Source organism: Streptomyces collinus (genome assembly GCF_031348265.1).
Lineage (GTDB): Bacteria > Actinomycetota > Actinomycetes > Streptomycetales > Streptomycetaceae > Streptomyces > Streptomyces collinus.
The window spans coordinates 7,031,329-7,056,223 of the sequence record NZ_CP133771.1 but is presented as its reverse complement, the minus strand read 5'-3'; the positions used below and the strand labels follow the sequence as shown (position 1 = coordinate 7,056,223).

Below are 24,895 nucleotides of genomic sequence, written 5' to 3'. Positions count from 1 at the left end.
ATGTACGGCATGGTGTGTTCCCCCGAGATCGTGCTCCGGGCGTCCCGTCCCCTTGGATCGCCCGGTGTCGTACGTGGTGTGCGGTGCGGCCGGGATACCGGCGAGGCGTGTGACCGGCCCATGCCTCCCCCTGGCTCATCCGGGTTCCGGTTTCAGTTCCTGGCTCATCGGTGTGGCAGCGTGCTGAGGCTCCGGTGCCGTGGAGGGGTCCCGCCGCCACCGGTCGACACGGGCCCACTGGAAGGTGTGGTGCAGGAGGTTGACCGTCAGGATCGCCGGCCCGACGACGCCCACCGTGCCCGGGAACCTCGGCTCCAGGGCGAGGGCGAGAAGGATCGCGGTGATGCCGTTCTGCTGACCGAATCCGAGGTGAACGAGATCGGGCCAGGTCAGCCGGGGGCGCACCAGCAGCCGGCTGATGAGCAGCGTGACGAGCAGCTGCGCGGCGAACGCGCTCGCGCCGAGGACGAGCCCTTCCCGCAGGAGGACTTGGCCGGAGGCGAGGACCACGCCGAGGACGGCCGAGGCGATGAGGAAGGCCAGGGCGACCGCCGGTTCGAGGCCCGCGCCGAAGCGGCCCAGTCGTACGAGCAGTCCGGTCAGGGCCACGGCGAGGACCATCATGTCCTGCGCGGCGAACAGGATCAGCGCGACGACGAGCACCAGCGCCACGACGTCGGCGGGAGGCCGGGTGCCGGGCCGCCGCGCCGGGCCGCCGCGGCCGGACCAGACGGTGGCCGCCCACCAGAGGGCCGCCACCGCGGCGAACAGGACCAGGTTGAGGAGCAGATCGCCGAAGACCGTGACGGTGTCCGCGACGACCGAGCCGTCACCGGCCGGACCGGCGCCGTACCGGAGGGCGAGGGCGGAGAAGTAGACCGTGAGCAGGACCGTCATGGGGTCGTCGAACGCGGCCCAGACCGAGAGGATCGCCTTGGCGCGCGGCGACACCCGGTCGCTGCGCTGGGTGGCGGCGACCGACAGGGGGTCGATCTGGGCCACCGCGATACCGAGGACGAGGTATTCCGGCCGGTCGAAGGCCAGCACCATGACGGTGGCGATGAGGGAGGCCTTGACGACGACGCCGACGGTGACGGCGACCAGGACGACCTTGAGGGAGCGCCTGACTTCGGCGAAGTCGATGTCGTGCGTGCTGCCGTAGAGTCCGATGGCGAGAAGGAGTCCCGCGGCGTACAGGTATCCGGGCGTGTGCGCCAGGTCCTGAGGGTGGGTCAGCAGGCCGAGGACCGCTCCGGCGGCCAGGGCGACGCAGGCACCGACGACGATGCGCGGCAGTCCGGCCCTGGTTCTGCCGCGTAACAGACTCAGTCCCAATGCCCTTGCTCCGTCCGCCCTGATAACGGGTTCCGTCGCGCGGCGTGGGTCTGGGAACCATGAGGTTCGTCATTGCGGCGGCAGCGCGGGTGGTTCATCATGCACCACACGCGTACCACGGCAGTCGAAGTCCGGCTGACAAGCAACGCCTTCTCACCCCCCGTAGCTGCCCGCTCGACAAGGCGCACCCAATTCAGCGTATCGGGATACTCGCCTGTCGGGCAGGGGATCGACGTCTCTCATGCCGCTCATGCGGAGCATGGGGCGCAGGGATGCCGATCAGGCACGCACAGTACTCCGTCGGGGGATGCCGAGGGGTTGACATCGAGCACCCGTTCACTTTCCGTCTGTTCGGCAACCGGAATTGGCAGGGGAATGCGCTGGTTCTTTCGAAAGCCGCCCGAGGAGTCCCGGCACCTGAGCGCCGATCCTGCTCCTCTAGTACCTGACCTGCCCTGATTCAAGAGCGGCAGGTGGAGATCAGGACCACATTCTCGGCGAGGGAAAGGTCACAGCCGTGCCCACTGCTGCTCCTTCGTGTCCGTGACCTAGCATCCGAGCATGACGGTCCTGCCTGACGACGGGCTTGAGCTGGCCGGCGAATTCCCTGACGTGCCCCATGAGCAGTGGCAGCGCCTTGTGGCGGGTGTCCTGCGCAAGTCGGGCAAGGACGTGGAGGGCGCCGAGGCCGAGGAAGCCCTGTCCACCGCCCTGGAGGACGGGTTGCGCACCCGCCCTCTCTACACCGCCCGTGACTCCGCGCCGGAGCCGGGCCTGCCCGGGTTCGCGCCTTTTGTGCGCGGCGGCCGGGCCGAGGGGAACACCCTCGGCGGCTGGGACGTACGGCAGCGGCACACGGTGACCGACGGCGGCCCGGTGCTGACGGACCTGGAGAACGGCGTCACCTCCCTCTGGCTGGGCGTGGGCGGCTCCGGCATCCCGGTGCCGGAGCTCGGCCGGGTGCTCGACGGGGTTCATCTCGACCTCGCCCCGGTCGTCCTCGACGCCGGGCCCGACACCGAGCCCGCCGCGCGGGAGTTGCTGCGCCTGTACGAGGAGCGCGGTGTCGCCCCGGAGCGGGCGCGCGGCAACCTGGGCGCGGACCCGCTCGGCCAGGAGGCCCGCAGCGGGCAGCGGGGCGACGTCGCGCCGGCGGCCGGACTCGCGCGGCTGTGCGCCGAGGGGTACCCGGGGCTGCGGGCACTGACGGTGGACGCGCTGCCGTACCACGAGGCCGGGGGTTCGGCCGCCCAGGAGCTGGGCTGCTCGCTGGCCACCGCGGTGGCGTACCTGCGGGAGCTGACCGGCGCCGGGCTCAGTGTCGAACAGGCCTGTGCGCAGCTGGAGTTCCGGTACGCGGCGACCGCCGACCAGTTCCTGACGATCGCCAAGCTGCGGGCCGCGCGCCGGCTGTGGGCCCGGGTGGCCGAGGCCTGCGGGGCGCCGCGCGCGGGGGCGCAGCTCCAGCACGTCGTGACGTCGCCGGTGATGATGACGCGCCGCGACCCGTGGGTGAACATGCTGCGCTCGACGATCGCCACGCTGGCCGCCGGCGCGGGCGGGGCCGACGCGGTCACCGTGCTGCCCTTCGACCACGCCCTCGGCCTGCCGGACGCCTTCGCGCGCCGGATCGCCCGCAACACCTCCACGATCCTCATCGAGGAGTCGCACCTCGCCCGGGTGATCGACCCGGCGGGCGGCTCCTGGTACGTGGAGCGGCTCACGGACGAACTCGCCCACGCGGGCTGGGAGTTCTTCCAGCGGATCGAGCGGATCGGCGGCCAGGCGGCCGCCCTGCGCTCGGGCGACCTGGAGCGCGATCTCGCCGAGACCTGGCAGGCCCGCGCGGGCCTGCTGGCCAAGCGGCGCGAACCCGTCACCGGTGTCAGCGAGTTCCCGTTCCTCGCGGAGAAGCCGGTGGTCCGCGCGAGCGCGCCCGAGCCGCGTTCCGGCGGCCTGCCGCGCGTACGGCGTGACGAGGCGTACGAGGCGCTGCGCGCCCGCTCCGACGCCCACCTCGCGGCGACCGGCTCCCGGCCGCGGGTGTTCCTCGCCGCGCTGGGCCCGGCCGCGGCTCACACCGCACGTCTCACCTTCGCCTCGAACCTCTTCCAGGCCGGCGGCATCGAGCCGGTCACGGACGGCACCTTCGAGGAGAGCGGTGCGGCGGAGGCCGTGCTGTGCTCCAGCGACGCGCTGTACGCGGAGCAGGCCGAGGCCGCCGTCCGGGACCTGAAGGCCGCCGGTGCCCGGCATGTGTTCCTCGCGGGCCGTCCCGGGGAGTACCCCGGTGTCGACGCGTACGTGTTCGCGGGCTGTGACGCCGTCGCCGTGCTGTCCGCCACCCTCGACCGCATGGGAGTTGTGTCCTGATGGCAATCCCCGACTTCTCCGGGATCGAGCTGGGCACCCCGGCCCCCGACGGCGGCGCCGACGAGTGGCGTGCGGCGGTCAAGAACGCGTCCGGCGGGGACGACCTGCTCTGGGAGACCCCGGAGGGCATCGCCGTCAAGCCGCTCTACACCGGCCGCGACCTGGAGGGCCTGGACTTCCTGGAGACGTACCCGGGCGCCGCGCCGTATCTGCGCGGCCCGTACCCGACGATGTACGTCAACCAGCCCTGGACGATCCGCCAGTACGCAGGCTTCTCGACGGCCGAGGAGTCCAACGCCTTCTACCGGCGCAATCTCGCGGCCGGACAGAAGGGCCTGTCGGTCGCCTTCGACCTGCCCACGCACCGCGGTTACGACAGCGACCACCCGCGGGTGACCGGTGACGTCGGCATGGCGGGCGTGGCGATCGACTCGATCTACGACATGCGGCAGCTGTTCGACGGGATCCCGCTGGACAAGATGACCGTGTCGATGACGATGAACGGCGCCGTGCTGCCGGTGCTGGCGCTCTACATCGTGGCGGCGGAGGAGCAGGGCGTACCGCCCGAGAAGCTGGCCGGAACCATTCAGAACGACATTCTGAAGGAGTTCATGGTCCGCAACACCTACATCTATCCGCCGAAGCCGTCGATGCGGATCATCTCCGACATCTTCGCCTACACCTCGCAGCGGATGCCGCGCTACAACTCCATCTCCATCTCCGGGTACCACATCCAGGAGGCGGGTGCGACGGCCGACCTGGAGCTGGCGTACACGCTCGCGGACGGCGTGGAGTACATCCGGGCGGGCCGTGAGGCCGGCCTGGACGTGGACGCGTTCGCGCCCCGGCTGTCGTTCTTCTGGGCGATCGGCATGAACTTCTTCATGGAGGTCGCCAAGCTGCGGGCGGCGCGCCTGCTGTGGGCGAAGCTGGTGAAGCAGTTCGACCCGCAGAACGCCAAGTCGCTGTCCCTGCGCACCCATTCGCAGACCTCGGGCTGGTCGCTGACCGCGCAGGACGTCTTCAACAACGTGACGCGCACCTGTGTCGAGGCCATGGCGGCGACGCAGGGGCACACGCAGTCGCTGCACACCAACGCCCTCGACGAGGCGCTCGCGCTGCCGACCGACTTCTCGGCGCGCATCGCCCGCAACACGCAGCTGCTGCTCCAGCAGGAGTCCGGCACGACCCGGGTGATCGACCCGTGGGGCGGCAGCGCCTACGTGGAGAAGCTGACGTACGACCTGGCCCGGCGGGCCTGGCAGCACATCGAGGAGGTCGAGGCCGCGGGCGGCATGGCCAAGGCCATCGACGCGGGCATCCCGAAGCTGCGCATCGAGGAGGCCGCGGCCCGCACCCAGGCCCGGATCGACTCGGGCCGCCAGCCGGTCATCGGCGTCAACAAGTACCGGGTGGAGACCGACGAGCAGATCGACGTCCTGAAGGTCGACAACTCCTCCGTGCGGGCGCAGCAGATCGAGAAGCTGCGACGGCTGCGCGCGGAGCGGGACGAGCGGGCCTGCCAGGACGCGCTGGACGCGCTGACCCGGGCCGCCGGCGGCGAGGGCAACCTGCTGGAGCTGGCCGTGCACGCGGCCCGCGCGAAGGCCACGGTCGGGGAGATCTCCGACGCCCTGGAGAAGGTGTACGGCCGGCACGCGAGCCAGATCCGTACGATCTCCGGCGTGTACCGCAACGAAACCGGAGAGTCCCCGAGCGTGGACCGCACGCGCACCCTGGTGTCCGCCTTCGAGGAGGCCGAGGGCCGCCGCCCGCGCATCCTGGTCGCCAAGATGGGCCAGGACGGCCATGACCGCGGCCAGAAGGTGATCGCCACGGCCTTCGCCGACCTCGGTTTCGACGTGGACGTCGGCCCGCTGTTCCAGACGCCGGCCGAGGTGGCCCGGCAGGCCGTCGAGGCGGACGTGCACATCGTCGGCGTCTCGTCGCTCGCGGCCGGTCACCTCACCCTGGTCCCGGCGCTGCGCGAGGCGCTGGCCGAGGAGGGGCGCGAGGACATCATGGTCGTGGTCGGCGGTGTGATCCCGCCGCAGGACGTGCCGACGCTGCTGGAGATGGGTGCGGCGGCGGTCTTCCCGCCCGGGACGGTGATCCCGGACGCGGCGTACGACCTGGTGCAGCGGCTGTCGGACGGTCTCGGGCACGACCTGTGATCGATGTCGACGCGTATGTGAAGGGCGTGCTCGACGGGAAGCGGGCGATCATCGCCCGTGCCATCACGCTCGTCGAGTCGACGCGGCCCCAGCACCGGGCGCTGGCCCAGGAGCTGCTGACCGCGCTGCTGCCGCACAGCGGCCGGGCCCGGCGGATCGGCGTCAGCGGGGTGCCGGGCGTGGGCAAGTCGACGTTCATCGACGCCTTCGGCACGCTGCTGACCTCGCTCGGGCACCGGGTGGCGGTCCTGGCCGTGGATCCCTCCTCCAGCCGTACGGGCGGTTCCATCCTGGGTGACAAGACCCGGATGGAGCGCCTGGCAGTGGACCCGGCGGCCTTCGTGCGCCCCTCCCCCACGGCCGGCACACTGGGCGGGGTCGCCAAGGCCACCCGCGAGTCGATCGTGGTGATGGAGGCGGCCGGCTACGACGTGATCCTGGTCGAGACGGTCGGCGTCGGCCAGTCCGAGACCGCGGTCGCGAACATGGTCGACACGTTCCTGCTGCTCACCCTCGCGCGCACGGGCGACCAGCTCCAGGGCATCAAGAAGGGCGTCCTGGAGCTGGCCGACGTGATCGCCGTCAACAAGGCGGACGGGCCGCACGAGCGGGACGCCCGGGCCGCGGCGCGCGAACTGGCGGGCGCACTGCGGCTGATGCACGGCAAGGACGCGTTCTGGACCCCGCCGGTGCTGCACTGCAGCGCCCGTGAGGCGACCGGCCTGGACACGCTGTGGGAGCGCCTGGAGCAGCACCGCACGCTGCTGGACTCCACCGGCCGCCTCACCGCCAAGCGCCGCGACCAGCAGGTCGACTGGACCTGGACCATGGTCCGCGACGAACTCCTCGGCCGTCTGCAGGCCGACCCTGCGGTACGGGCCCTGGCGCCCGTGCTGGAGCAGCGGGTCCGGGAGGGCGAGCTCACCCCGACGCTGGCCGCCGAGCGGATCCTCGGCGCGCTGGGCGGCGGCTCCGAGGCAGCGAGTTCCTGAGCCGGACGGCACCCGGCAGCACCGGAAGCAACCGGAACGGCGACTTCGCATACCCGGCTTGCATGACTATGCAAAGTGATACATACTCTTTCTATGTCCAAGGTCCTCACCTCCCTGCCCGCCGGCGAACGCGTCGGCATCGCCTTCTCGGGCGGTCTCGACACCTCCGTCGCGGTCGCGTGGATGCGCGACAAGGGCGCCGTCCCGTGCACCTACACCGCCGACATCGGCCAGTACGACGAGCCCGACATCGCCTCGGTGCCCGGCCGTGCGAAGACCTACGGTGCCGAGATCGCGCGCCTGGTCGACTGCCGTGCCGCGCTGGTCGAGGAGGGCCTGGCCGCGCTGACCTGCGGCGCGTTCCACATCCGCTCGGGCGGGCGGGCGTACTTCAACACCACCCCGCTCGGCCGCGCCGTCACCGGCACGCTGCTGGTGCGGGCCATGCTGGAGGACGACGTCCAGATCTGGGGCGACGGCTCGACCTTCAAGGGCAACGACATCGAGCGGTTCTACCGCTACGGCCTGCTCGCCAACCCGCACCTGCGGATCTACAAGCCCTGGCTCGACGCGGCCTTCGTGACCGAGCTCGGCGGCCGCAAGGAAATGTCGGAGTGGCTGCTGGCCCACGGCCTGCCCTACCGGGACAGCACGGAGAAGGCGTACTCCACGGACGCCAACATCTGGGGCGCCACCCACGAGGCCAAGACGCTGGAGCACCTGGACACCGGCGTCGAGACGGTCGAGCCGATCATGGGCGTCCGGTTCTGGGACCCGTCGGTCGAGATCGCCGCCGAGGACGTGACGATCGGCTTCTTCGAGGGCCGCCCGGTGTCGGTCAACGGCAAGGAGTTCGCCTCCCCCGTCGACCTGGTCATGGAGGCCAACGCCATCGGCGGCCGGCACGGCCTCGGCATGTCGGACCAGATCGAGAACCGGATCATCGAGGCCAAGAGCCGCGGCATCTACGAGGCCCCGGGCATGGCCCTGCTGCACGCCGCCTACGAGCGCCTCGTCAACGCCATCCACAACGAGGACACCCTCGCCCAGTACCACGCCGAGGGACGGCGCCTGGGCCGGCTGATGTACGAGGGCCGCTGGCTGGACCCGCAGGCGCTGATGATCCGCGAGTCGCTGCAGCGCTGGGTCGGCGCCGCCGTCACCGGCGAGGTGACACTGCGGCTGCGGCGCGGCGAGGACTACTCGATCCTCGACACCACGGGCCCGGCGTTCAGCTACCACCCGGACAAGCTGTCCATGGAGCGCACCGAGGACTCCGCGTTCGGCCCGGTGGACCGCATCGGCCAGCTCACCATGCGCAACCTCGACATCGCCGACTCGCGCGCCAAGCTGGAGCAGTACGCCGGCATCGGCCTGATCGGCACCGGCAGCCCCACCATCGGCGCCTCCCAGGCCGCCGCGACCGGGCTGATCGGCACCATGCCGGAACTGCCGCAGGGCGGCGCCCAGGCCATCGCCTCCCGGGGCGAGGTCTCGGAGGAGGACGCCTGGCTGGACCGGGCGGCGATGGAGTCCGGCACGGACTGACCCCACGGCACAGCGGAAGGCCGGCCCGACGGAATGTCGGGCCGGCCTTCCGGCGTTCGGTCGGCGGCTCAGCGCGACGTGCCGGCCATGGCCGGTACCGGTGTGTCCAGGGCGTCGAGGCCGCGCAGGATGTCCTCGACGCGCTGCTTGGCGTCGCCGAAGAGCATCTGGGTGTTCTCGCGGAAGAACAGCGGGTTCTGCACGCCTGCGTAGCCGGCGGCCATGGACCGCTTGAAGACGATCACGTTGGACGACTCCCACACGTGCAGCACCGGCATGCCGGCGATGGGGCTGGTGGGGTTGTCGGTGGCGGCCGGGTTGACCGTGTCGTTGGCGCCGATGACCAGCACGACCGAGGTCGCGGCGAAGTCGTCGTTGATCTCGTCCATCTCCAGGACGATGTCGTAGGGCACGTTCGCCTCGGCGAGCAGCACGTTCATGTGCCCGGGCAGCCGGCCGGCCACCGGATGGATACCGAAGCGCACCTCGACGCCCCGCTCGCGCAGCTTGCGCGCCAGCTCGGCCACCGGGTACTGGGCCTGGGCGACGGCCATGCCATAGCCCGGGGTGATGATCACCGAGGTGGCGTTGCCCAGGAGTTCCGCGGTCTCCTCGGCGTTGATCTCCCGGTGCTCGCCCTGCTCGCCCTCCTCGGCGGCCGCCGCCGGGGTCCCGAAACCACCCGCGATGACCGAGATGAACGAGCGGTTCATCGCCTTGCACATGATGTACGACAGGTAAGCGCCGGAGGAGCCGACCAGCGCGCCGGTGACGATGAGCAGGTTGTTGGCGAGCAGGAACCCCGAGGCCGCGGCGGCCCAGCCGGAGTAGCTGTTGAGCATGGAGACGACCACCGGCATGTCACCGCCGCCGATGGAGGCGACCAGGTGCGCGCCGAGGGCGAGCGCGATCACGGTGACCGCGATGAGCAGGCCCATGCCGGGGCGGGCCACGAACGCCGCCGTGAGCCCCACGAAGGCCACGAGTGCGCCGATGTTGAGGACGTGCTTGCCGGGCAGCGTGAGCGGACGGGAGTTGATGCGGGCCGACAGCTTCAGGTACGCGACGACGGAACCCGTGAAGGTGACGGCGCCGATGAACACCCCGATGAACACCTCGGCGTGATGGATCGCCAGCAGCGAACCGGACAGTTCGGCGTCCACGTCCAGGTAGCCGTTCCAGCCGACGAACGCGGCGGCGAGGCCGACGAGGCTGTGCATGATGGCGATCAGCTCCGGCATGCCGGTCATCTCCACCACCCGCGCCCGCCACAGCCCGATCCCCGCACCCACAGCGGTGGCGACGGCGATCAGCACGAGCCCGGTCGTGGTGATGCTGCGCGAGGCGAGCCCGACCGTGGCGGCCAGCGCCACGACCATGCCCGCGATGCCCCAGACGACTCCCGAGCGGGACGTCTTGTGCTGGGAAAGCCCGGCGAGGCTGAGGATGAACAGCAGCGCCGCGACGACGTAGGCGGCCTGAGCGGCCGTGTCTGTGGTCATCCCTGATCAGCCCTTCGAGAACATGCCGAGCATGCGGCGGGTCACGGCGAATCCGCCGAAGATGTTGATGCTCGCCAGCAGGATCGCGGCGAACGACAGCACGGTCACGGCGGTGTCGCCCTGCCCGATCTGCAGCAGCGCGCCGACCACCACGATGCCGGAGATGGCGTTGGTCACCGACATCAGCGGCGTGTGCAGCGCATGGTGCACGTTGCCGATGACATAGAAACCGATGACGATCGCGAGAACGAACACCGTGAAGTGGCCGAGGAGTTCACTCGGCGAGAAAGCCGTCACCAGGAACAGCGCGAGCGCTCCGGCGGCGACCAGGGCGTAGGAGGACCAAGCGGGGCGGGCGGTCTTCACCGGTGTCCCGGCAGGGGCCGCCTCCGGCTCCTTCGCCCCGGCCGGGGCGGGCGCGGCCGACACCTGGACCGGGGGCGGCGGCCAGGTCTTCTCACCCTCGCGGACCACCGTGATCGAGCGCTGCACCACGTCGTCGAAGTCGAGGACGAGCCGGCCGTCCTTGCCCGGGGTGAGCAGCTTCATCAGGTTGACGATGTTCGTGCCGTACAACTGCGAGGCCTGGGCGGGCAGCCGGCCGGGCAGATCGGTGTAGCCGATGATCGTCACGTCGTTGTCGGTGACGACCGCCTTCCCCGCGACCGTGCCCTCGACGTTGCCGCCCTGGGAGGCCGCCATGTCGACGATCACGCTGCCGGGCTTCATACGCGCCACGTCCTCGGCGGTGATCAGCTTCGGGGCGGGACGGCCCGGGATGAGCGCGGTGGTGACGATGATGTCGACATCAGCGGCCTGCTCGGCGTAAAGCTGCGCGGCGAGCCGGTTGTAATCCTCCGAGGTGGCCTTGGCGTACCCGTCGGTGCTCACCTCCTGCTCGGCGGTCACCGTCAGGAACTCCCCGCCCAGCGAGCGCACCTGCTCGGCAACCTCCGGACGCGGGTCCGTCGCACGCACCACGGCGCCGAGGCTGCGGGCCGCGCCGATCGCCGCCAGCCCGGCCACGCCCGCGCCGGCCACCAGCACCTTCGCCGGGGGCACCTTGCCCGCAGCAGTCACCTGGCCGGTGAAGAAGCGGCCGAAGGCGTGCGCCGCCTCGACCACCGCCCGGTAGCCGGCGATGTTCGCCATCGAGCTGAGCACGTCCAGCGACTGGGCCCGCGAAATGCGCGGCACCGCGTCCATCGCCAGCACGGTGACCGGCCGCCGCGCCAACTCCTCCACCAACTCCGGGTTGAGGGCCGGGCTGATGAGCGCGATCAGCGTCGCCCCCTCGCGCAGCCGGCCGGCCTCCTCAGCCGAGGGGGCGTTGACCTTCAGCACGATCTCCGCCTGCCACGGGTCGCCGAGTTCGGCGCCCGCCTCCCGGTAGGCCGCGTCGGAGAACCGGGACGACGCTCCCGCTCCCGGTTCGACCACCACGTCGTACCCGAGCGCGACAAGTCTCCCCACGGTGGCCGGCGTGGCCGCCACCCTGGTCTCGCCCGCAGTGGATTCGGCCGGTACGCCGATCCGCTGAGGTTGCGGTTCCGCTGGGACCATCGTGTGCCTCTCCCGTCGTTCGACTGCCTGTCCTCCTTGGTGCCCGCATCCTGCACGTTCGACGCGGCATCCGTGGCGGGCCGTGGTCACATGGCCGAGGAGGCCGTCCTCACACCGCACAGGGGTTGCCGCGAGAGCGTTTCGGGGGTATCAGTGTGACCCCCGGGACGGAAAGAGTCCTGTGATGCGACATGCCACCGCCGGGCGCAGACTGATGTCGTGAGCAGCACGCGCCCGGGGGGCGGCGAGGCCGCGACCCCCTCTCGATCCGCACCGCAGCAGACTGTCGCGCTGGCGGCGATGATGTTCGCCGTCGCCATGACCTTCATCGACCAGACCATCGTGTCGATCGCGGCCCCGGACATCGTCCGCGAACTGGGGCTGTCGTCCTCCGGTATGCAGTGGGTGGTCAACGCCTATCTGCTGGCCCTCGCGGCGTTCTTCGCCCTCGGCGGGCGCCTCGCCGACCTCTACGGGCCGCGCCGGGTCGTCGTCATCGGCACGCTGGTGTTCGTCGTCTCCTCGGTGCTGTGCGGCTGTGTGCCCGAGGGCGGCGCCGCACAGGCCTGGCTGATCATCTTCCGCGCCACCCAGGGGCTGGGGGCGGCACTGCTGTTCCCCGCGGCCCTGGCCGTGGTGGTCGCGGTGTTCCCGGTCGAGCGGCGCGGGCGTGCCCTCGCGCTGTTCTTCGGGGTGACCGGCGCACTGACCGCCATCGGCCCGCTGCTGGGCGGCTGGCTCACGAACTGGACCTGGCGGGCGGTGTTCTGGGTCAACGTGCCCGTGGCGATCGTGGCGCTGGTCCTCACGGCCATGGCGCACATCTCCGACCGGCGGCGCTCCGGCACCCTGGACGTCCCGGGCGCCGCCCTGATCGCGGCCGGCATGGGCCTGAGCGTGCTCGGGTTCCAGCAGGCCTGGTCCTGGGGCTGGGACAGCTGGGCGACCTGGGTGTGCATCGCGGGCGGCCTCGCGATCCTCGCCGGATTCGTCCGTTTCGAGCGACAGGTGGAGCATCCGCTGATCGACCTGCGGGTCTTCCGGGACAAGGCGTTCACCATGGACGCGGCGGTGCTGTTCTTCTCGATGCTCGCCTTCGTCCCGCTGTTCTTCTTCACCTCCGTCTACGCCCAGGTGTCCCTGAGTGCCTCACCGAACCAGGCGGCCCTGTTCCTGCTGTACTTCTTCGTCGGTTTCGCCGTCGCCTCGCAGTGGGGCGGCCGGATCCTCGACAAGAAGGGCGCCCGCCCGGCCCTGAAGCTGGGCACGGCCGTGGGCTGCGTCGGCTTCGCCCTGTGGGCGAACAAGCTCACCGACCTGTCCATGCACGACCAGTGGCCCTACGCGGCCCTGGCCGGGGCCGGCATCGGCTTCGTCCTGGCACCGGCCTCCACCGATGCCGTCAACCGGGCCATCGGCGCCTCGTACGGCGAGGTCACCGGCATCACCCAGACCGTGCGCAACTACGCGGCGAGCGTCGGCATGGCCGTCTACGGCACGATCCTGACCCATGTGACGACGGACAAGGTGGTGGGCACCCTGACGGGCAAGGGCATGTCCGCCGCGGACGCGGACACCGTGGCCCGCGACGTCACCGAGTCGATCACCGGCAGCGGCGACTCCCAGCCGCCCACCGGCACCGGCCCCGCCGCCGAGGCGACCCGGGAGTCGATGTCCGCGATCCGCATGGACTTCGCCGAGGCCAACCAGTGGGTGTTCTACGGCATGGCCATCGCCCTGGGCATCGGCTACCTGTGCGCGCTGCGCCACCCGGGCGGCAAGGTGGACGCGGACGCGAAGGTGGAGGAACCGGCCGGGCAGGCCCGCTGACACCGCCCTCAGGTGGACAACTCGTCCGTACGCGCCTGGATCTGCTCGGGCGTCAGGTCCTCGATCGTCTGGGAGATCATCCAGAGGTGGCCGAACGGGTCGGCGAGACGGCCCCCGCGCTGCCCGTAGTGCTGGTCGGCGACGGGGTACACCACGGTCGCCCCGCCCCGCAGCATGGCCTCGGCCACGGCGTCGGCGTCGGACACGTCGAGAGCCATGATCACCGGGCTGCCGCCGAGGGACGCCGGTGCCGGGTCGCCCTCGTCGGCGTCCTTGACCGCGACGACCGAGCCGCCGAGGCGCAGCAGGGCGTGCACGATCCTCCCGTCGGGGCCGGTGTACCGCTCGGTCTCCTCGGCGCCGAGGGCGGCCCGGTAGAAGTCGATCGCCCGGGGCGCGTCGGGGACGACGAGCCGGGCGTAGAGCCGGGTGACGGTCTGCTGTGCGGATGTGTTCGTCATGCCTTCACGATCGCCGGGTCCGGGGATCGTGGATTGTAGGAATCGGCCGGTCCGGGGCCGTTCACCCGTCCAGCGGAACGTGGTTGCGTTCGAGCGGCGAGCGCGGCGCGTACGCGGTCGGGGTGATCCCGGCCAGCGCGCGGAACTCGTGGATCAGGTGCGCCTGGTCGTGGTAACCGCAGTCGGCGGCGAGCGCCGCCCAGTCCGGCGGCCGCGGCCCGGCGTTGACGCGGCCGAGGAGCCGCTGGAAGCGGCGCAGGCGGGCGTACCGCTTGGGCGGGAGTCCCAGCTGGTCGGTGCAGCGGCGGGCCAGCCGCCGGGTGGTCCAGCCCAGCCGGTCGGCGACCTCGGCGACGGGTGTTCCGCGGTCGAGCAGCACGGCGGCGAGGCGGACCGCCGGGTCGGGTTCCAGGGGGCCTCGCGCCCGGGCCAGCAGGGCCGCCTCCAGCTCCCGCAGCCCGGCCCGCGGGCCCCCCGCTGCCATGGCCTCCAGCAGCCGCTCGCGCAGCACCGCCCCGTCCGTGCCCCACAACTCGTCGAGGCCGACCAGGTCGTCGCGGACCGCGGAGACCGGGGCGGTGAGGAAAGGACGGGCGCCCGCGGGCCGGAACGCCACCCAGACGACGGCCCGCTGCTGCGCCGGGTCGATCAGGGCCGGCTGCGTGTACGGGCCGTGCACGGCAGCGCCCCCGGTCCGCCGGTCCGGGCCCCGCAGCGGGGAGGAGGACAGCGCGTCCCCGTCGAGGTTGACCAGCAGCTGCACCCCGCCCGTCGGCAGGGCCAGCTCGGCGGTGTGCGCGAACCGCCCCTCGGCACAGCCCATCGCGCCGATCAGCGGCGCCAGGGCCGCTGCCGACGGCCGGACGGTCAGCGAGACCGGCGTCCGCTCCGCCGCGGAAGCCGGACGGGCCGGACGGGCCTGACGGGCCGGACGGGTCATGGGTCCAGCGTACGGCCGGGCGACGCCCCGGTGCGGGGGCTACACCGCCGGCCACACCGCTTGGTCCGGCTCCAGCACCCCGCCCTCGACGGGGCCGCCGGCCAGCAGAACCTGGTGGTCGCCACCCCGGCGGGCGACAAGCGGGGTGCGGCCGAGGCGGTCGGCCGGCTGCTCGGGCTGCGGGAGCCGCCCACCGCGGTCTTCGCCGAGCAGGACGAGGTGGCCGTCGCCGTGATCTGGACGCTGCGGCGACGGGGATCGAGGTGCCCGGACAGATGTGGGTCGTCGGCTTCGACGACCAGCCGGTCGCGCAGTGGTTCGATCTGACCACGGTGGCCCAGTCGCCGTCGCGGATCGGTCGGGAGGCCGGTGAACTGGCCTTGTCCCTCATCGACGACCCGGGCGCGGACCGTGAACGGCACCTCGTGTTGCCGACCCATGTCATCCCCCGGACCACCACCGCCCCGCCGCCCGCCCCACGACCCGAGCCCCAACTACCGCCGGACTGAAGGAAATCAGGGCCGGCCGACCGATGCCCTGCCTACACTCGGCCCGACACGAGGGGGCCGTATGACCAGCGGGGCGAACACCGTCGGAGACGTCTTCAGCGCGGGAGCGGAGGAGTTCCACCGCTGGTCCGGGGCGCTGTGGGACCCGGTCGGGGCGGCCACGGCCGAAGCGGCCGCCCCGGCCGCCGGCGAGTCGGTGCTGGACGCCTGCTGCGGGGCGGGGGCTTCGGCGCTGCCGGCCGCACGGGCCGTGGGTCCGGCGGGGCGGGTGGACGCCGTGGACCTCGCGGCCGGGCTGCTGTCGATCGGCGAGCGGCGGGCGCGGGAGGAAGGCCTGGACAACCTCCGCTTCCACCGCCACGACGTCACCTCGTGGCCCGTGACCGGCGACGGCTACGACCTCGTGCAGTGCGCCCTCGGTGTGTTCTTCTTCCCGGACATGGACCGGGACGCCGCGGCCCTGACCCGGAAGGTGCGCCCCGGCGGCCGGTTCGTCGTGACGGTCTGGGAGAAGGGCGCGCTCGACGGCTGGCAGTCGGCGCTCCGGGAGGCCGTCCTGACGGAACGCGACCTCCCCCGTCGGCCGCAGCGGGACCAACTCGCCCGGATCGACACCGCGGACACCCTTACGGCCTGGCTCCGGGATCTCGGCGGCAGCGTGCCCCGGGTCGTGCGGCGGCAGTTCGACACTCCGCTGTCCCCGGACACGGCCTGGGTCCTCGCCACCGGCAGCGGCACGCGCGGGATGCTCACCGGGCTCTCACCGGCCGCAGTGGAGCGGGTGCGCACCGAGTTCACCACCCGGATCACCAGGGCCGGGGTCACCGACCTCGACGTACGCATCCTCACGGGAACGGCCCGCTTCACCGGCTGACCCGGCCGCCCCGGGGCCGGGCCGTTCGCCGTCCTCCTGCGTCACGCCTGCGCGAACCGTTGACGACGGTAAGAGGCGCCCTTATCTTCTGACCACTTCTTGGCCGAATTCACGAACTGCGTTCGAAATGACGGACAGAGGCGGCTTGTTCCCACCCTGAATCACCCGCTGGAGAACCCCTTGACACGCATAGCCGTTCGGCTGCTCCTGGCCGGCCTCATGGCCTTCGCCACCTGCCTGGCGTCAGCGCCCGCCCAGGCCGCCGTGCCCGACTCCCCCGCCGTCACGTACACCAACCCGATCGCGGAGAAGCGCGCCGACCCGCACATCTTCAAGCACACCGACGGCTACTACTACTTCACCGCGTCCGTCCCCGAGTACGACCGCATCGTGCTGCGCCGGGCGACCACCATCCAGGGCCTGAAGACGGCACCCGAGACGACCATCTGGACGAAGCACGCCGGCGGTGTGATGGGCGCCCACATCTGGGCGCCGGAGATCCACTTCATCGACGGCAAGTGGTACGTGTACTTCGCCGCCGGCGCCACCGAGGACATCTGGGCGATCCGGATGTACGTCCTGGAGGGCACCGGCGCCAACCCGCTCACCGCCACCTGGACCGAGAAGGGCCAGATCAGGACCCAGTGGGAGAGCTTCTCCCTGGACGCCACCACCTTCGTCGTGAACGGCGTGCGCTACCTGGCCTGGGCGCAGCGCGACCCGTCGGTGAACAACAACACCGACATCTACCTGGCGAAGATGGCCAACCCCTGGACGATCACCGGCACTCCGGTGATGCTGTCGCGGCCCACCTACTCCTGGGAGACCGTCGGCTACAAGGTCAACGAGGGCCCGGCCGTGATCCAGCGCGGCGGCAAGGTGTTCATGACGTACTCCGCGAGCGCCACCGACGCCAACTACTGCCTGGGCATGCTCACCGCCTCCGCGAGCGCGGACCTGCTCAGCCAGGCGTCCTGGAGCAAGAACCCCACCCCGGTGTTCGCCAGCAGCGCCGCGACCAGCCAGTACGGCCCGGGCCACAACTCCTTCACGGTGTCCGAGGACGGGAAGAGCGACATCCTCGTCTACCACGACCGCAGCTACAAGGACATCAGCGGCGACCCCCTCTACGACCCCAACCGCCGCACCCGCGTGCAGAAGGTCTACTGGAACGCCGACGGCACCCCGAACTTCGGCATCCCGGTGGCCGACGGCGTCACCCCGCAGCGCTTCTCCTCGTACAACTTCCCGGACCGGTTCGTCCGGCACTACGACTACCGGGCCCGGATCGAGGCGAACGTCACCAAGCTCGCCGACTCGCAGTTCCGCGTCGTGCCGGGCCTCGCCGGCAGCGGCACGGTGTCGCTGGAGTCGGCCAACTTCCCCGGCTACTACCTGCGGCACGAGAACTTCGAGGTGTGGCTGCGGAAGAACGACGGCAGTGCGCAGTTCGCGTCCGACGCGACCTTCCGGCAGCGCGCCGGACTCGCGGACCCGGCGGGCGTTTCGTACGAGTCGTACAACTACCCGGGGCGATACGTCCGCCACTGGGAGTACCTGCTGAACGTGCAGGCGGTGAGCACCGCCACCGACCGGGCGGACGCCACCTTCTACACCCAGTGACCGCATGGTAAATGCGCGTAATGCCCTGAATGTCTTGCCGAGAGGCGGGCACTCAGGGCCTGTGCAGACACAACAGGGCAAGCGACCGCGCAGGGTGCTGCTCACCGGCTGGTTCAGCTTCCGGGACCGGGAGGCGACCGCCGGGGACGTGCTGGCCCTGCGCCGGGTGGAGGACGTGCTTCTGGGGACGGGCATCCCGTACGACGTCGCCTGGAGTCCGCGTTTCCGTCCGGAGGCACTGCATCTGGACCGGCTGTGGCCCGAGGACTACACCCACCTCGTGTTCGTGTGCGGCCCGCTGCACGGACCGCAGGTGGAGGAGCTGCACCGGCGCTTCGCGCACTGCGTGCGGATCGCCGTGGGCACCTCGGTGATCGACCCCGGCAGCGCGGCCGTGACCGGCTTCCACCGGGTGCTGCCCCGCGACGGGCCGGACAGCGAGCCGGTGGAGGACCTCGCGGCCCGCGCCCCCGACGTGCCCGCGCGGCCCGTCGTCGGGGTGATCCTGGCGCACGGGCAGCACGAGTACGGGCAGCTGCGGCGGCACGGGCAGGTCGCCGAGGAGGTGACGCGCTGGCTGGCGTCCAAGGACTGCGGACGGCTGGAGCTGGAGACCCGGCTGGACACGCACGACTGGCATCTGAGCGCGACGCCCGCACAGCTGCAGTCCGTACTGGCCCGGCTGGACCTCGTCGTCACCGACCGGCTGCACGGGCTGGTGATCGCACTGCGGGTGGGCACACCGGTGCTGGCCGTCGACCCGGTCGCGGGCGGCGCCAAGCTGACCGCGCAGGCCCGGGCCTGCGGCTGGCCCGCGCTGGTGCCCGCCGAGCAGCTGGACGTGCGACAGCTGGACCGCTGGTGGGACTGGTGCCTGACCGGCGGCCGGGTGACCGCGCGGCAGATCCGCGACGGGTTCCGCGAGGGCTCCGTGCCGGACAGCGCGGACCGGCTCGTCGAGGCGCTGGCGCGGCCGGTGCCCGGTTAGCCGAGGGCCACCACGGGGCACCCGCTTGTACGTCCCCTGCTGTGCTTCCCCACTTCCCCGGCTGTACTTCCCCCGCCGCACGTCGCCTCGGGAGGAGAGACGGTCCGGCCGCCCGGAAGGAGAGAGCGTGTCCATCGGCCGACTTCCCGAGAACGAGCAGCGCATCCTCGACGAGATGGAACGCGCGCTGCGCCGCGACCGTCGCCTCGACCGCAAGCTGCGCACCCACCGAGTGAGCCGCCGCCCCGACCCCGCCGGCGTCCTGGCCCGACTGGCCTCCTACCGCCCCCGCGTCCGGACCGTCGTGTTCCTGCTCGCGGTGTCGGCCGGGCTGATGGTGGCCGGGATCGTCACGTCCGAGCCGGGTGTGATCTGGGCGTTCGCCGCGCTGTGGCCCCTGACGATGTTCGCCGCGTTCCGGCTGATGTGCCGGTGCTGCGACGGCTGAGCACGGCGCTGCCCTCTACGGACGCGGGGCGTGGGGCAGTTCGCCGACGGCTCCGAGGACGTCCTCGACGGTGACCCGCAGGAGAGCCGGTCGGGCCGGCGGCCGTGCGGGTCGCCCTCCGGGCCCTACCGCAGGGCGCGGTGACGCGTTGGGCCGGCGGGCCCCAGCGGCTCGGTGCGACCGGGCCGGACAGGGCGATCGAGCGTGTGCCGTGGGCGACCGCGAGGTGGGCGATGCCGGTATCGCCGCTGATCACGGCGAGGCGTCGGCCACGAGAGCGGACAGCAGTTCGAACGAGGCAGGCCGCCGTCGGACACGTCCGTGTCCGGCAGACCGGCGCTCTTGGCGAGCCTGGCCACCAGGTCGCCCTCGGCCGGGCCGCCGGTGACCACGACCCGCAGGCCACGGTCGCGCAGTCCGGCCGCGACGGCAGCGTACCGCTCGACGGGCCGGCAGCGCGCGGGTGACCCGGCGCCGGGGTGCAGGACGACCGCACCGGGCGCCGGGGACGCGGCCCGCGGGCGGGGCAGCAGCAGATCGCCCGGATCGGCGTCGATGCCGTACGCCCGCAGCAGCGTTTGCGCTCCTCCGGGTGCCAGGACGGGCCGTCGGTCCTGGGCGGGTCCGGGTGGCGGCTTCAGGGGGCGCAGAACAAGGAGCAGCCGGTGGCTGGGCGGGCCGTTGCCGTGCAGGCCGACGGCGATGTCGGGGGGGCGGGCCGGTCCAGTCGAGGGTGCGCGGGACGGCCCGGCCGGGGAGGGCGGAGGCGGGCAGCAGCCGGTCCACGGCCCCCGTGGCCTCCGCGACCGGCGCGAGTCCGGGGCGGGCGGCCGGCACGAGTCCGTGCCCCGGGTGGGCCCGCCGCAGGGCGCGCAGCGCGGGGACACCGGCGAGGAGGTCCCCGAGCCCGAGGGCGCGCAGGACGAGGAGGCGGGTCGTACGGGCTGCGCCGTCCGGTCCGGGGCCGTCATGCCGGCAGCCTGCCGCGCGCCCACGGCATCCGCCGCCGCAGACCCGCCCATCGGGTGCGGCGGGGCCGGGCCGGGCGGGGCCGGGGGGAAACGACCCCGTGCGGTACCGGCCAGCACCACGCACGAGCCGCCCGGCACGGGCAGCGCCTCTCTGCCCGGGCCGGTGAGGGTGACGGCTCCGGCACGGCTATGTGGGCACCCCGGCCGACCACGACCCCGCGCCGCACCGACCGACACGGGCACCTGTCCAAGCCCGACCGCGCCCCGCACAGCGGGCAGTCGGGAAGAGTCCGGGGGCCCTCCCCACACGGGCACCCGCCCGATCCGCACCGCGGCGGTCAGATCGGGCCCGCCCTGCACCCCTGCACCCAGACCAGTGCTGGCCACTACCCCGCCCCCGCGGCGGCGGCCACGGGCACCTGAAGCGACGTCAGCAAACGGTCGCAGTCCGCGCGGTGCCCCGACCTGCCACCGGGTCGGAGCGGGCGACAGCCCCTACGCAGCAGCCGTCAGGCGGGCCCGCCCGGTTGAGGGCCGGAGGTGAACGCCCTCTGGATGGGGCGTTCGTCGGCGAGGACGCGGCCCCGGGGCGGTTCGTCCAGCACCGCTCGTACGGCGGTGAGCAGGTCCGGGGCGATGTGGTCGGCCCGTGCGGTCTCCTCGGGGCGGGTGCGGCCGTTCGGGACGAGGATGCCGTGGGCGCCCGCGCGGCGCGCGGCCTCCGCGTCGGCGGCGGTGGAGCCGATGACGACGAGTTCGGCGGGGCCGGTGCAGATCCGCCCGCCGGCCCACAGCAGCATGCCGGGCTGTGGCCTGCGGCAGTGGCAGCCGTCGTCGGGGCCGTGCGGGCAGACGGCGAACACGTCGAAGGGGCCGAGGAGTTCGTCGACGCGGTGGTTGACGCGGCGGACGTCCGCGTCGCTGAGCAGCCCCCGGGCGACGCCGGGCTGGTCGGTGACGACGCCGGTGCGGATGCCGTGCTCGCGCAGCAGGGCGAGTGCCTCGCGGGCGCCCTCGACCGGGCGTACACGGTCGGGGTCGGCGGTGTCCGGGACGTCTTCGACGAGCGTGCCGTCGCGGTCGAACAGCACGGCCTTCACCGGGCTCACGGGGTGGCCTCCTCCTGCCAGGCGGGGGTGTGACGGTGGCGCCAGGCACCTGCCAGCCGGTGCCAGGTCGCGGTGGGCGGGATGAGCACGCTGGTGGCCAGCATCGTCGTCACCTCGTGGCGGGTGCGCGGACCGGGGGCGATCCGGGCGCGGGCGAACTCCGCCGTGCCGGCCGCCCAGCCGAGCGCGCAGGCCGTCGCGGCCCGGCCGTGCCCGGAGGCGGCGAGGGCGCAGGCCGCGACCCCGGCGGTCGTGATGGCCGCGTGGGTGCGGATCCGGCCGCGCGGCGCGACGGCCTTGTCCCACCAGTCGGGGCCGTGCAGATGCCGCATCAGGGCGTCGTCGGCGTTGCCGCGCTGCTGTCGCACGGACGCCCAGCGGGAGGCGGAGCGCACGGGGTGGCGGGTGGTGCGGCGGCCCTGCCGGATGCGCCAGCCCGAGTCGAGGACGCGCAGCGCGAGGTCGGCGTCCTCGCGGAAGGCACGGCGGAAGCGTTCGTCGAAGCCGCCGACCTGCTTGAGGACCTCCGTGCGGTAGGCCATGTCGGCGGTGACCCAGTGGGCCCGGACGAGCCCCTCGGTGCCGCGTTCCCAGTCGGTGGGGCGGCGTTCGCCGGGAAGCGGCACGGCGAGGACGCCCTGGACGCCCGCGGTGTCGTGGGACGCCTCGGCGAGGTCCTCGGCCAGCTGGTCGCACCAGTGGGCCCCGACCTGTACGTCGTCGTCGAGGAACACGGTCCACGGCGTACTCACGGCGCGCAGCCCGGTGTTGCGGGCGGCGGCGGGCCCACGACCGCCGCCGCCCAGCACGGTGGTCCGCTCGCGCAGGTCGCCGAGGACGCTCAACGGGTGCTGCAACCGCCCGGGTTCGCGGTCGGTCCGGTCGTCGACGAGGACGATCTCCTCGGGGTGCGGTCCGGTCGCCGCGGCGAGCGCGGCGAGACAGTCGGCGAGGGTGTCCGGTACGAGGGTGGGGATCACGACGGCGTACGGGGTCATGCGTGCGGCCCTCCCTCCTGCGGCGTGCGCGGACTACCGTGCTGGCGAGTGCCGCGGTACGGCTCCCTCAAACACCAGGTCAGGGCCGTCCGGGCATGTCTCGGTCAAACACCAGGTCAGGGCCTCCGGGCACGCCTCGGCGACTATAAACCGCGCGTATACACGCGATGTATAGTCCCGGCATGCCTTCTCTGACCAACAAGATGACGAAAACGGGGACCGCGTTCCGAACGGCCGGAGCGCTCGCGGCGACCGCCGCCCTCACCCTCGCCCTGACCGGCTGCACGGGCACCGACACCACGGCTCCCAGCACCGTACGGGCCCGCCCGGCCACGGACATGCAGCCGGCCCGCTTCGGCGCCGTCGACTGCCGCGAGGTCAAGTGCATCGCGCTCACCTTCGACGCCGGGCCGAGCGAGCACTCCGCGCGGCTGCTGGACATCCTGAAGGAGAAGCAGGTCCCGGCGACCTTCTTCCTCCTCGGGAAGCGGCACATCGAGAAGTACCCGGAGCTGGTGCGGCGCATGGCCGACGAGGGGCACGAGGTGGCCAGCCACACCTGGGACCACAAGATCCTGACCGAACTGAGACCCGAGGAGATACGCGAGGAACTGGAACGCCCCAACGAGGAGATAGAGCGCCTCACCGGCCGGCGCCCGACCCTGATGCGCCCGCCGCAGGGCCGCACCGACGCCACCGTGCACGCCATCTGCCGCGAACTCGGCCTCTCCGAGGTGCTGTGGAGCGTGACGGCGAAGGACTATCAGACGACCGACTCCGACCTGATCACCCGCCGCGTCCTCGCCCAGTCCTCCCGGGACGGCATCATCCTCCTCCACGACCTCTACGACGGCACGGTGCCGGCGGTACCGGGCATCATCGACGCGCTGAAGGAACGCGGCTACGTCTTCGTGACGGTGCCCCAACTCCTCGCACCCGGACAGACGGAGCCGGGCGAGGTGTACCGGTGACGCCCCGCGGGTTCCCTACGATCGGAGGGTGGCGAACTTCCTGATCGAACGCACCGTTCCGCTCCCCCTCGACGAGGCGTGGCGGCGGATCACCCGGTGGCAGCGGCACGGTGACGCGGTGCCGTTGACGGTGGTCAGGGTCGAGCCGGCCGGGCCGACACGCGAGGGCACGTTCGTCGTGGCCCGCTCGGGAGTCGGGGTGCTGGCCTTCGACGACCCGATGGAGGTGACGGTGTGGCAGCCGCCGCGGGACGGCGCCACCGGGTTGTGCCGGCTGGAGAAGCGGGGGCGGGTCGTCCTCGGGTGGGCGGAGCTGGAGGTGCGGCCGGGGCCGGGCGGGCGGGCGCGCGTGGTGTGGCGGGAGGAGATCCGGGTCCGGTTCGTGCCGTCGGCCTTCGACGCGGTGGTGCGGCGCTCCTCGCGGTACGTGTTCGGGCGGGCGCTGAACCGTCTGCTCAGGCAGGCCTGACGCACCGGCCGCCGGCCCGGCGTGCCCGGCCGGGGCTCAGGCCACCGACCCGATCCGGCCCGTGGCCGCCGGCTCCGGCTCGTGGTGGATCGGCGTGTGCGCCCCGGTCAGGGAGACTCCGCTGCCGCCACGCCGCGCGGCGACGATCTCCGCCGCGATCGACAGGGCGGTCTCCTCGGGCGTACGGGCGCCGAGGTCCAGCCCGATCGGCGAGTGCAGGCGGCTCAACTCCAGTTCGGTGACGCCGACTTCCCGCAGGCGGGCGTGGCGGTCCAGGTGGGTGCGCCGCGAGCCCATGGCACCGACGTACGCCACCGGCAGGCGCAGCGCCAGCTTCAGCAGGGGCACGTCGAACTTGGCGTCGTGGGTCAGCACGCACAGGACCGTGCGGACGTCGACGTCGGTGCGCTCCAGGTAGCGGTGGGGCCACTCGACGACGATCTCGTCGGCCTCCGGGAAGCGCGTCCGGGTCGCGAAGACGGGACGCGCGTCGCACACCGTGACGTGGTGGCCGAGGAACTTGCCGACGCGGACCAGGGCGGCGGCGAAGTCGATCGCGCCGAACACGATCATGCGGGGTGCGGGGACCGAGGACTCGACCAGGACGGTGAGGGGCGCTCCGCAGCGTGAGCCCCGCTCGCCGATCTCCAGGGTGCCGGTGCGGCCCGCGTCCAGGAAGGCGCCGGCCTCGGCGGCGACCGTGCGGTCCAGTTCCGGATGGGCGCCGAAGCCGCCGTCGTACGCACCGTCGGGGCGGACCAGGAGGGCCCGGCCCGTCAGTTCGGGCGGGCCCGACACGATCCGTGCCACCGCAGCCGCCTCCCCTTCGGCGGCGGCGGCGAGCGCGGACGCGACCACCGGGCGGACCGGATCGGCGGCCCGTACCGGGGTGACCAGGATGTCGATGACGCCGCCGCAGGTCAGGCCCACGGCGAAGGCGTCGTCGTCGCTGTACCCGAAGCGCTCCAGGACGGTTTCGCCGTCCCGCAGCGCCTGCTCGCACAACGCGTAGACCGCGCCCTCCACGCAGCCGCCGGAGACCGATCCGATCGCCGTGCCGTCGGCGTCCACCGCGAGCGCGGCGCCGGGCCGGCGGGGCGCGCTGCCGCTGACGGCCACCACGGTGGCCACGGCGAAGTCACGGCCCTGCTCGACCCACCGGTTCAGCTCCTCGGCGATGTCCAGCATCTGTCTCGGTCTCCTTGGGTTGCGGGAAG

Annotated in this window: 22 protein-coding genes; 13 read left to right on the top strand and 9 right to left on the bottom strand. The window is 72.5% G+C overall.

Annotation, left to right across the window (positions count from 1 at the left end; all coding sequences use genetic code 11):
• Positions 1 to 135: 135 nt before the first annotated feature.
• The gene (locus RFN52_RS31935; RefSeq protein ID WP_184851423.1) at positions 136 to 1,335 is read right to left on the bottom strand and encodes a cation:proton antiporter; all 1,200 of its coding nucleotides are present in this window, start codon (positions 1,333 to 1,335) and stop codon (positions 136 to 138) included.
• 561 nt (positions 1,336 to 1,896) lie between these two features.
• Here RFN52_RS31935 and RFN52_RS31930 point away from each other — a divergent pair.
• The 4 genes from RFN52_RS31930 (at position 1,897) to argG (ending at position 8,422) form a co-directional block, all read left to right on the top strand.
• Positions 1,897 to 3,708: a methylmalonyl-CoA mutase family protein gene (locus RFN52_RS31930; protein ID WP_184851421.1), complete on the top strand. Its 1,812-nt coding sequence runs from the start codon at positions 1,897 to 1,899 to the stop codon at positions 3,706 to 3,708.
• Positions 3,708 to 5,882, top strand: a complete 2,175-nt coding sequence (gene scpA, locus RFN52_RS31925; RefSeq protein ID WP_184851419.1) for a methylmalonyl-CoA mutase — start codon at positions 3,708 to 3,710, stop codon at positions 5,880 to 5,882. The genes RFN52_RS31930 and scpA overlap by 1 nt, the downstream gene beginning before the upstream one ends.
• Positions 5,879 to 6,874, top strand: coding sequence for a methylmalonyl Co-A mutase-associated GTPase MeaB (meaB, locus tag RFN52_RS31920; RefSeq protein WP_184851417.1), 996 nt, complete (start codon positions 5,879 to 5,881; stop codon positions 6,872 to 6,874). Before scpA ends, meaB begins: the two co-directional genes overlap by 4 nt.
• Before the next feature lie 93 nt (positions 6,875 to 6,967).
• The gene (argG, locus tag RFN52_RS31915; RefSeq protein ID WP_184851415.1) at positions 6,968 to 8,422 is read left to right on the top strand and encodes an argininosuccinate synthase; all 1,455 of its coding nucleotides are present in this window, start codon (positions 6,968 to 6,970) and stop codon (positions 8,420 to 8,422) included.
• Between the two features lie 68 nt (positions 8,423 to 8,490).
• Here argG and pntB read toward each other — a convergent pair whose 3' ends face one another.
• Positions 8,491 to 9,924 carry a Re/Si-specific NAD(P)(+) transhydrogenase subunit beta gene (gene pntB / locus RFN52_RS31910; RefSeq protein ID WP_184851413.1) on the bottom strand — a complete coding sequence of 478 codons (1,434 nt, stop codon included), beginning with the start codon at positions 9,922 to 9,924 and terminating at the stop codon, positions 8,491 to 8,493.
• A gap of 6 nt (positions 9,925 to 9,930) precedes the next feature.
• Positions 9,931 to 11,487 carry a Re/Si-specific NAD(P)(+) transhydrogenase subunit alpha gene (locus RFN52_RS31905; protein ID WP_184851411.1) on the bottom strand — a complete coding sequence of 519 codons (1,557 nt, stop codon included), beginning with the start codon at positions 11,485 to 11,487 and terminating at the stop codon, positions 9,931 to 9,933.
• Positions 11,488 to 11,787: 300 nt separating this feature from the next.
• Here RFN52_RS31905 and RFN52_RS31900 point away from each other — a divergent pair, with 300 nt between their 5' ends.
• Positions 11,788 to 13,317, top strand: a complete 1,530-nt coding sequence (locus RFN52_RS31900; protein WP_184854101.1) for an MFS transporter — start codon at positions 11,788 to 11,790, stop codon at positions 13,315 to 13,317.
• Positions 13,318 to 13,325: 8 nt separating this feature from the next.
• On the opposite strand, the gene RFN52_RS31895 is transcribed toward RFN52_RS31900, so the two are convergent.
• Positions 13,326 to 13,778, bottom strand: a complete 453-nt coding sequence (locus tag RFN52_RS31895; RefSeq protein WP_184851409.1) for a VOC family protein — start codon at positions 13,776 to 13,778, stop codon at positions 13,326 to 13,328.
• A 61-nt stretch (positions 13,779 to 13,839) separates the two neighbouring features.
• On the bottom strand, positions 13,840 to 14,718 hold the full coding sequence (locus RFN52_RS31890; RefSeq protein ID WP_184851407.1) for a helix-turn-helix domain-containing protein: 879 nt from the start codon (positions 14,716 to 14,718) through the stop codon (positions 13,840 to 13,842).
• A gap of 60 nt (positions 14,719 to 14,778) precedes the next feature.
• Between RFN52_RS31890 and RFN52_RS31885 the strand changes: the two genes are divergently transcribed.
• The 6 genes from RFN52_RS31885 to RFN52_RS31860 all read left to right on the top strand — a co-directional run bounded on the left by RFN52_RS31885 (position 14,779) and on the right by RFN52_RS31860 (position 19,160).
• Entirely contained in the window at positions 14,779 to 15,045 is a 267-nt protein-coding gene (locus RFN52_RS31885; protein ID WP_311241095.1) for a substrate-binding domain-containing protein, read from the top strand.
• The gene (locus RFN52_RS31880; RefSeq protein WP_311241094.1) at positions 14,994 to 15,227 is read left to right on the top strand and encodes a substrate-binding domain-containing protein; all 234 of its coding nucleotides are present in this window, start codon (positions 14,994 to 14,996) and stop codon (positions 15,225 to 15,227) included. The genes RFN52_RS31885 and RFN52_RS31880 overlap by 52 nt, the downstream gene beginning before the upstream one ends.
• A gap of 61 nt (positions 15,228 to 15,288) precedes the next feature.
• Complete coding sequence (locus tag RFN52_RS31875; RefSeq protein ID WP_184851405.1) at positions 15,289 to 16,101, top strand: class I SAM-dependent methyltransferase; 813 nt, start codon at positions 15,289 to 15,291, stop codon at positions 16,099 to 16,101.
• Positions 16,102 to 16,320: 219 nt separating this feature from the next.
• Positions 16,321 to 17,724 carry a family 43 glycosylhydrolase gene (locus RFN52_RS31870; protein WP_184854100.1) on the top strand — a complete coding sequence of 468 codons (1,404 nt, stop codon included), beginning with the start codon at positions 16,321 to 16,323 and terminating at the stop codon, positions 17,722 to 17,724.
• Between the two features lie 61 nt (positions 17,725 to 17,785).
• Complete coding sequence (locus tag RFN52_RS31865) at positions 17,786 to 18,712, top strand: polysaccharide pyruvyl transferase family protein (protein ID WP_184851403.1); 927 nt, start codon at positions 17,786 to 17,788, stop codon at positions 18,710 to 18,712.
• Between the two features lie 127 nt (positions 18,713 to 18,839).
• On the top strand, positions 18,840 to 19,160 hold the full coding sequence (locus tag RFN52_RS31860; RefSeq protein WP_184851400.1) for a DUF3040 domain-containing protein: 321 nt from the start codon (positions 18,840 to 18,842) through the stop codon (positions 19,158 to 19,160).
• Here RFN52_RS31860 and RFN52_RS40135 read toward each other — a convergent pair.
• The 3 genes from RFN52_RS40135 to RFN52_RS31845 form a co-directional block, all read right to left on the bottom strand.
• The gene (locus RFN52_RS40135) at positions 19,063 to 19,416 is read right to left on the bottom strand and encodes a glycosyltransferase family 9 protein (RefSeq protein ID WP_374050188.1); all 354 of its coding nucleotides are present in this window, start codon (positions 19,414 to 19,416) and stop codon (positions 19,063 to 19,065) included. The two genes, RFN52_RS31860 and RFN52_RS40135, sit on opposite strands and share 98 nt — an antisense overlap.
• 1,224 nt (positions 19,417 to 20,640) lie before the next feature.
• Positions 20,641 to 21,240: a D-glycero-alpha-D-manno-heptose-1,7-bisphosphate 7-phosphatase gene (locus tag RFN52_RS31850; protein WP_184851398.1), complete on the bottom strand. Its 600-nt coding sequence runs from the start codon at positions 21,238 to 21,240 to the stop codon at positions 20,641 to 20,643.
• A complete protein-coding gene (locus RFN52_RS31845; protein WP_184851396.1) occupies positions 21,237 to 22,238 on the bottom strand; it encodes a glycosyltransferase in 1,002 nt (333 codons plus the stop codon). Before RFN52_RS31845 ends, RFN52_RS31850 begins: the two co-directional genes overlap by 4 nt.
• Before the next feature lie 182 nt (positions 22,239 to 22,420).
• On the opposite strand from RFN52_RS31845, the gene RFN52_RS31840 reads away from it, so the two are divergent.
• Positions 22,421 to 23,209, top strand: a complete 789-nt coding sequence (locus RFN52_RS31840) for a polysaccharide deacetylase family protein (RefSeq protein ID WP_374050187.1) — start codon at positions 22,421 to 22,423, stop codon at positions 23,207 to 23,209.
• Positions 23,210 to 23,237: 28 nt separating this feature from the next.
• Positions 23,238 to 23,678, top strand: coding sequence for an SRPBCC family protein (locus tag RFN52_RS31835; RefSeq protein WP_184851393.1), 441 nt, complete (start codon positions 23,238 to 23,240; stop codon positions 23,676 to 23,678).
• A gap of 36 nt (positions 23,679 to 23,714) precedes the next feature.
• On the opposite strand, the gene RFN52_RS31830 is transcribed toward RFN52_RS31835, so the two are convergent.
• Positions 23,715 to 24,866 carry an XdhC family protein gene (locus tag RFN52_RS31830; RefSeq protein WP_184851391.1) on the bottom strand — a complete coding sequence of 384 codons (1,152 nt, stop codon included), beginning with the start codon at positions 24,864 to 24,866 and terminating at the stop codon, positions 23,715 to 23,717.
• Positions 24,867 to 24,895: the final 29 nt, after the last annotated feature.

What these genes read in the sequence shown, in the direction of transcription:
- RFN52_RS31930 (WP_184851421.1), top strand. Translation starts at nt 1,897, where the DNA reads ATGACGGTCCTGCCTGACGACGGGCTTGAGCTGGCCGGCGAATTCCCT.
- scpA (WP_184851419.1), top strand. Translation starts at nt 3,708, where the DNA reads ATGGCAATCCCCGACTTCTCCGGGATCGAGCTGGGCACCCCGGCCCCC.
- argG (WP_184851415.1), top strand. Translation starts at nt 6,968, where the DNA reads ATGTCCAAGGTCCTCACCTCCCTGCCCGCCGGCGAACGCGTCGGCATC.
- pntB (WP_184851413.1), bottom strand. Translation starts at nt 9,924, where the DNA reads ATGACCACAGACACGGCCGCTCAGGCCGCCTACGTCGTCGCGGCGCTG.
- RFN52_RS31905 (WP_184851411.1), bottom strand. Translation starts at nt 11,487, where the DNA reads ATGGTCCCAGCGGAACCGCAACCTCAGCGGATCGGCGTACCGGCCGAA.
- RFN52_RS31900 (WP_184854101.1), top strand. Translation starts at nt 11,788, where the DNA reads ATGATGTTCGCCGTCGCCATGACCTTCATCGACCAGACCATCGTGTCG.
- RFN52_RS31895 (WP_184851409.1), bottom strand. Translation starts at nt 13,778, where the DNA reads ATGACGAACACATCCGCACAGCAGACCGTCACCCGGCTCTACGCCCGG.
- RFN52_RS31890 (WP_184851407.1), bottom strand. Translation starts at nt 14,718, where the DNA reads ATGACCCGTCCGGCCCGTCAGGCCCGTCCGGCCCGTCCGGCTTCCGCG.
- RFN52_RS31880 (WP_311241094.1), top strand. Translation starts at nt 14,994, where the DNA reads ATGTGGGTCGTCGGCTTCGACGACCAGCCGGTCGCGCAGTGGTTCGAT.
- RFN52_RS31875 (WP_184851405.1), top strand. Translation starts at nt 15,289, where the DNA reads ATGACCAGCGGGGCGAACACCGTCGGAGACGTCTTCAGCGCGGGAGCG.
- RFN52_RS31870 (WP_184854100.1), top strand. Translation starts at nt 16,321, where the DNA reads ATGGCCTTCGCCACCTGCCTGGCGTCAGCGCCCGCCCAGGCCGCCGTG.
- RFN52_RS31845 (WP_184851396.1), bottom strand. Translation starts at nt 22,238, where the DNA reads ATGACCCCGTACGCCGTCGTGATCCCCACCCTCGTACCGGACACCCTC.
- RFN52_RS31840 (WP_374050187.1), top strand. Translation starts at nt 22,421, where the DNA reads ATGCCTTCTCTGACCAACAAGATGACGAAAACGGGGACCGCGTTCCGA.
- RFN52_RS31830 (WP_184851391.1), bottom strand. Translation starts at nt 24,866, where the DNA reads ATGCTGGACATCGCCGAGGAGCTGAACCGGTGGGTCGAGCAGGGCCGT.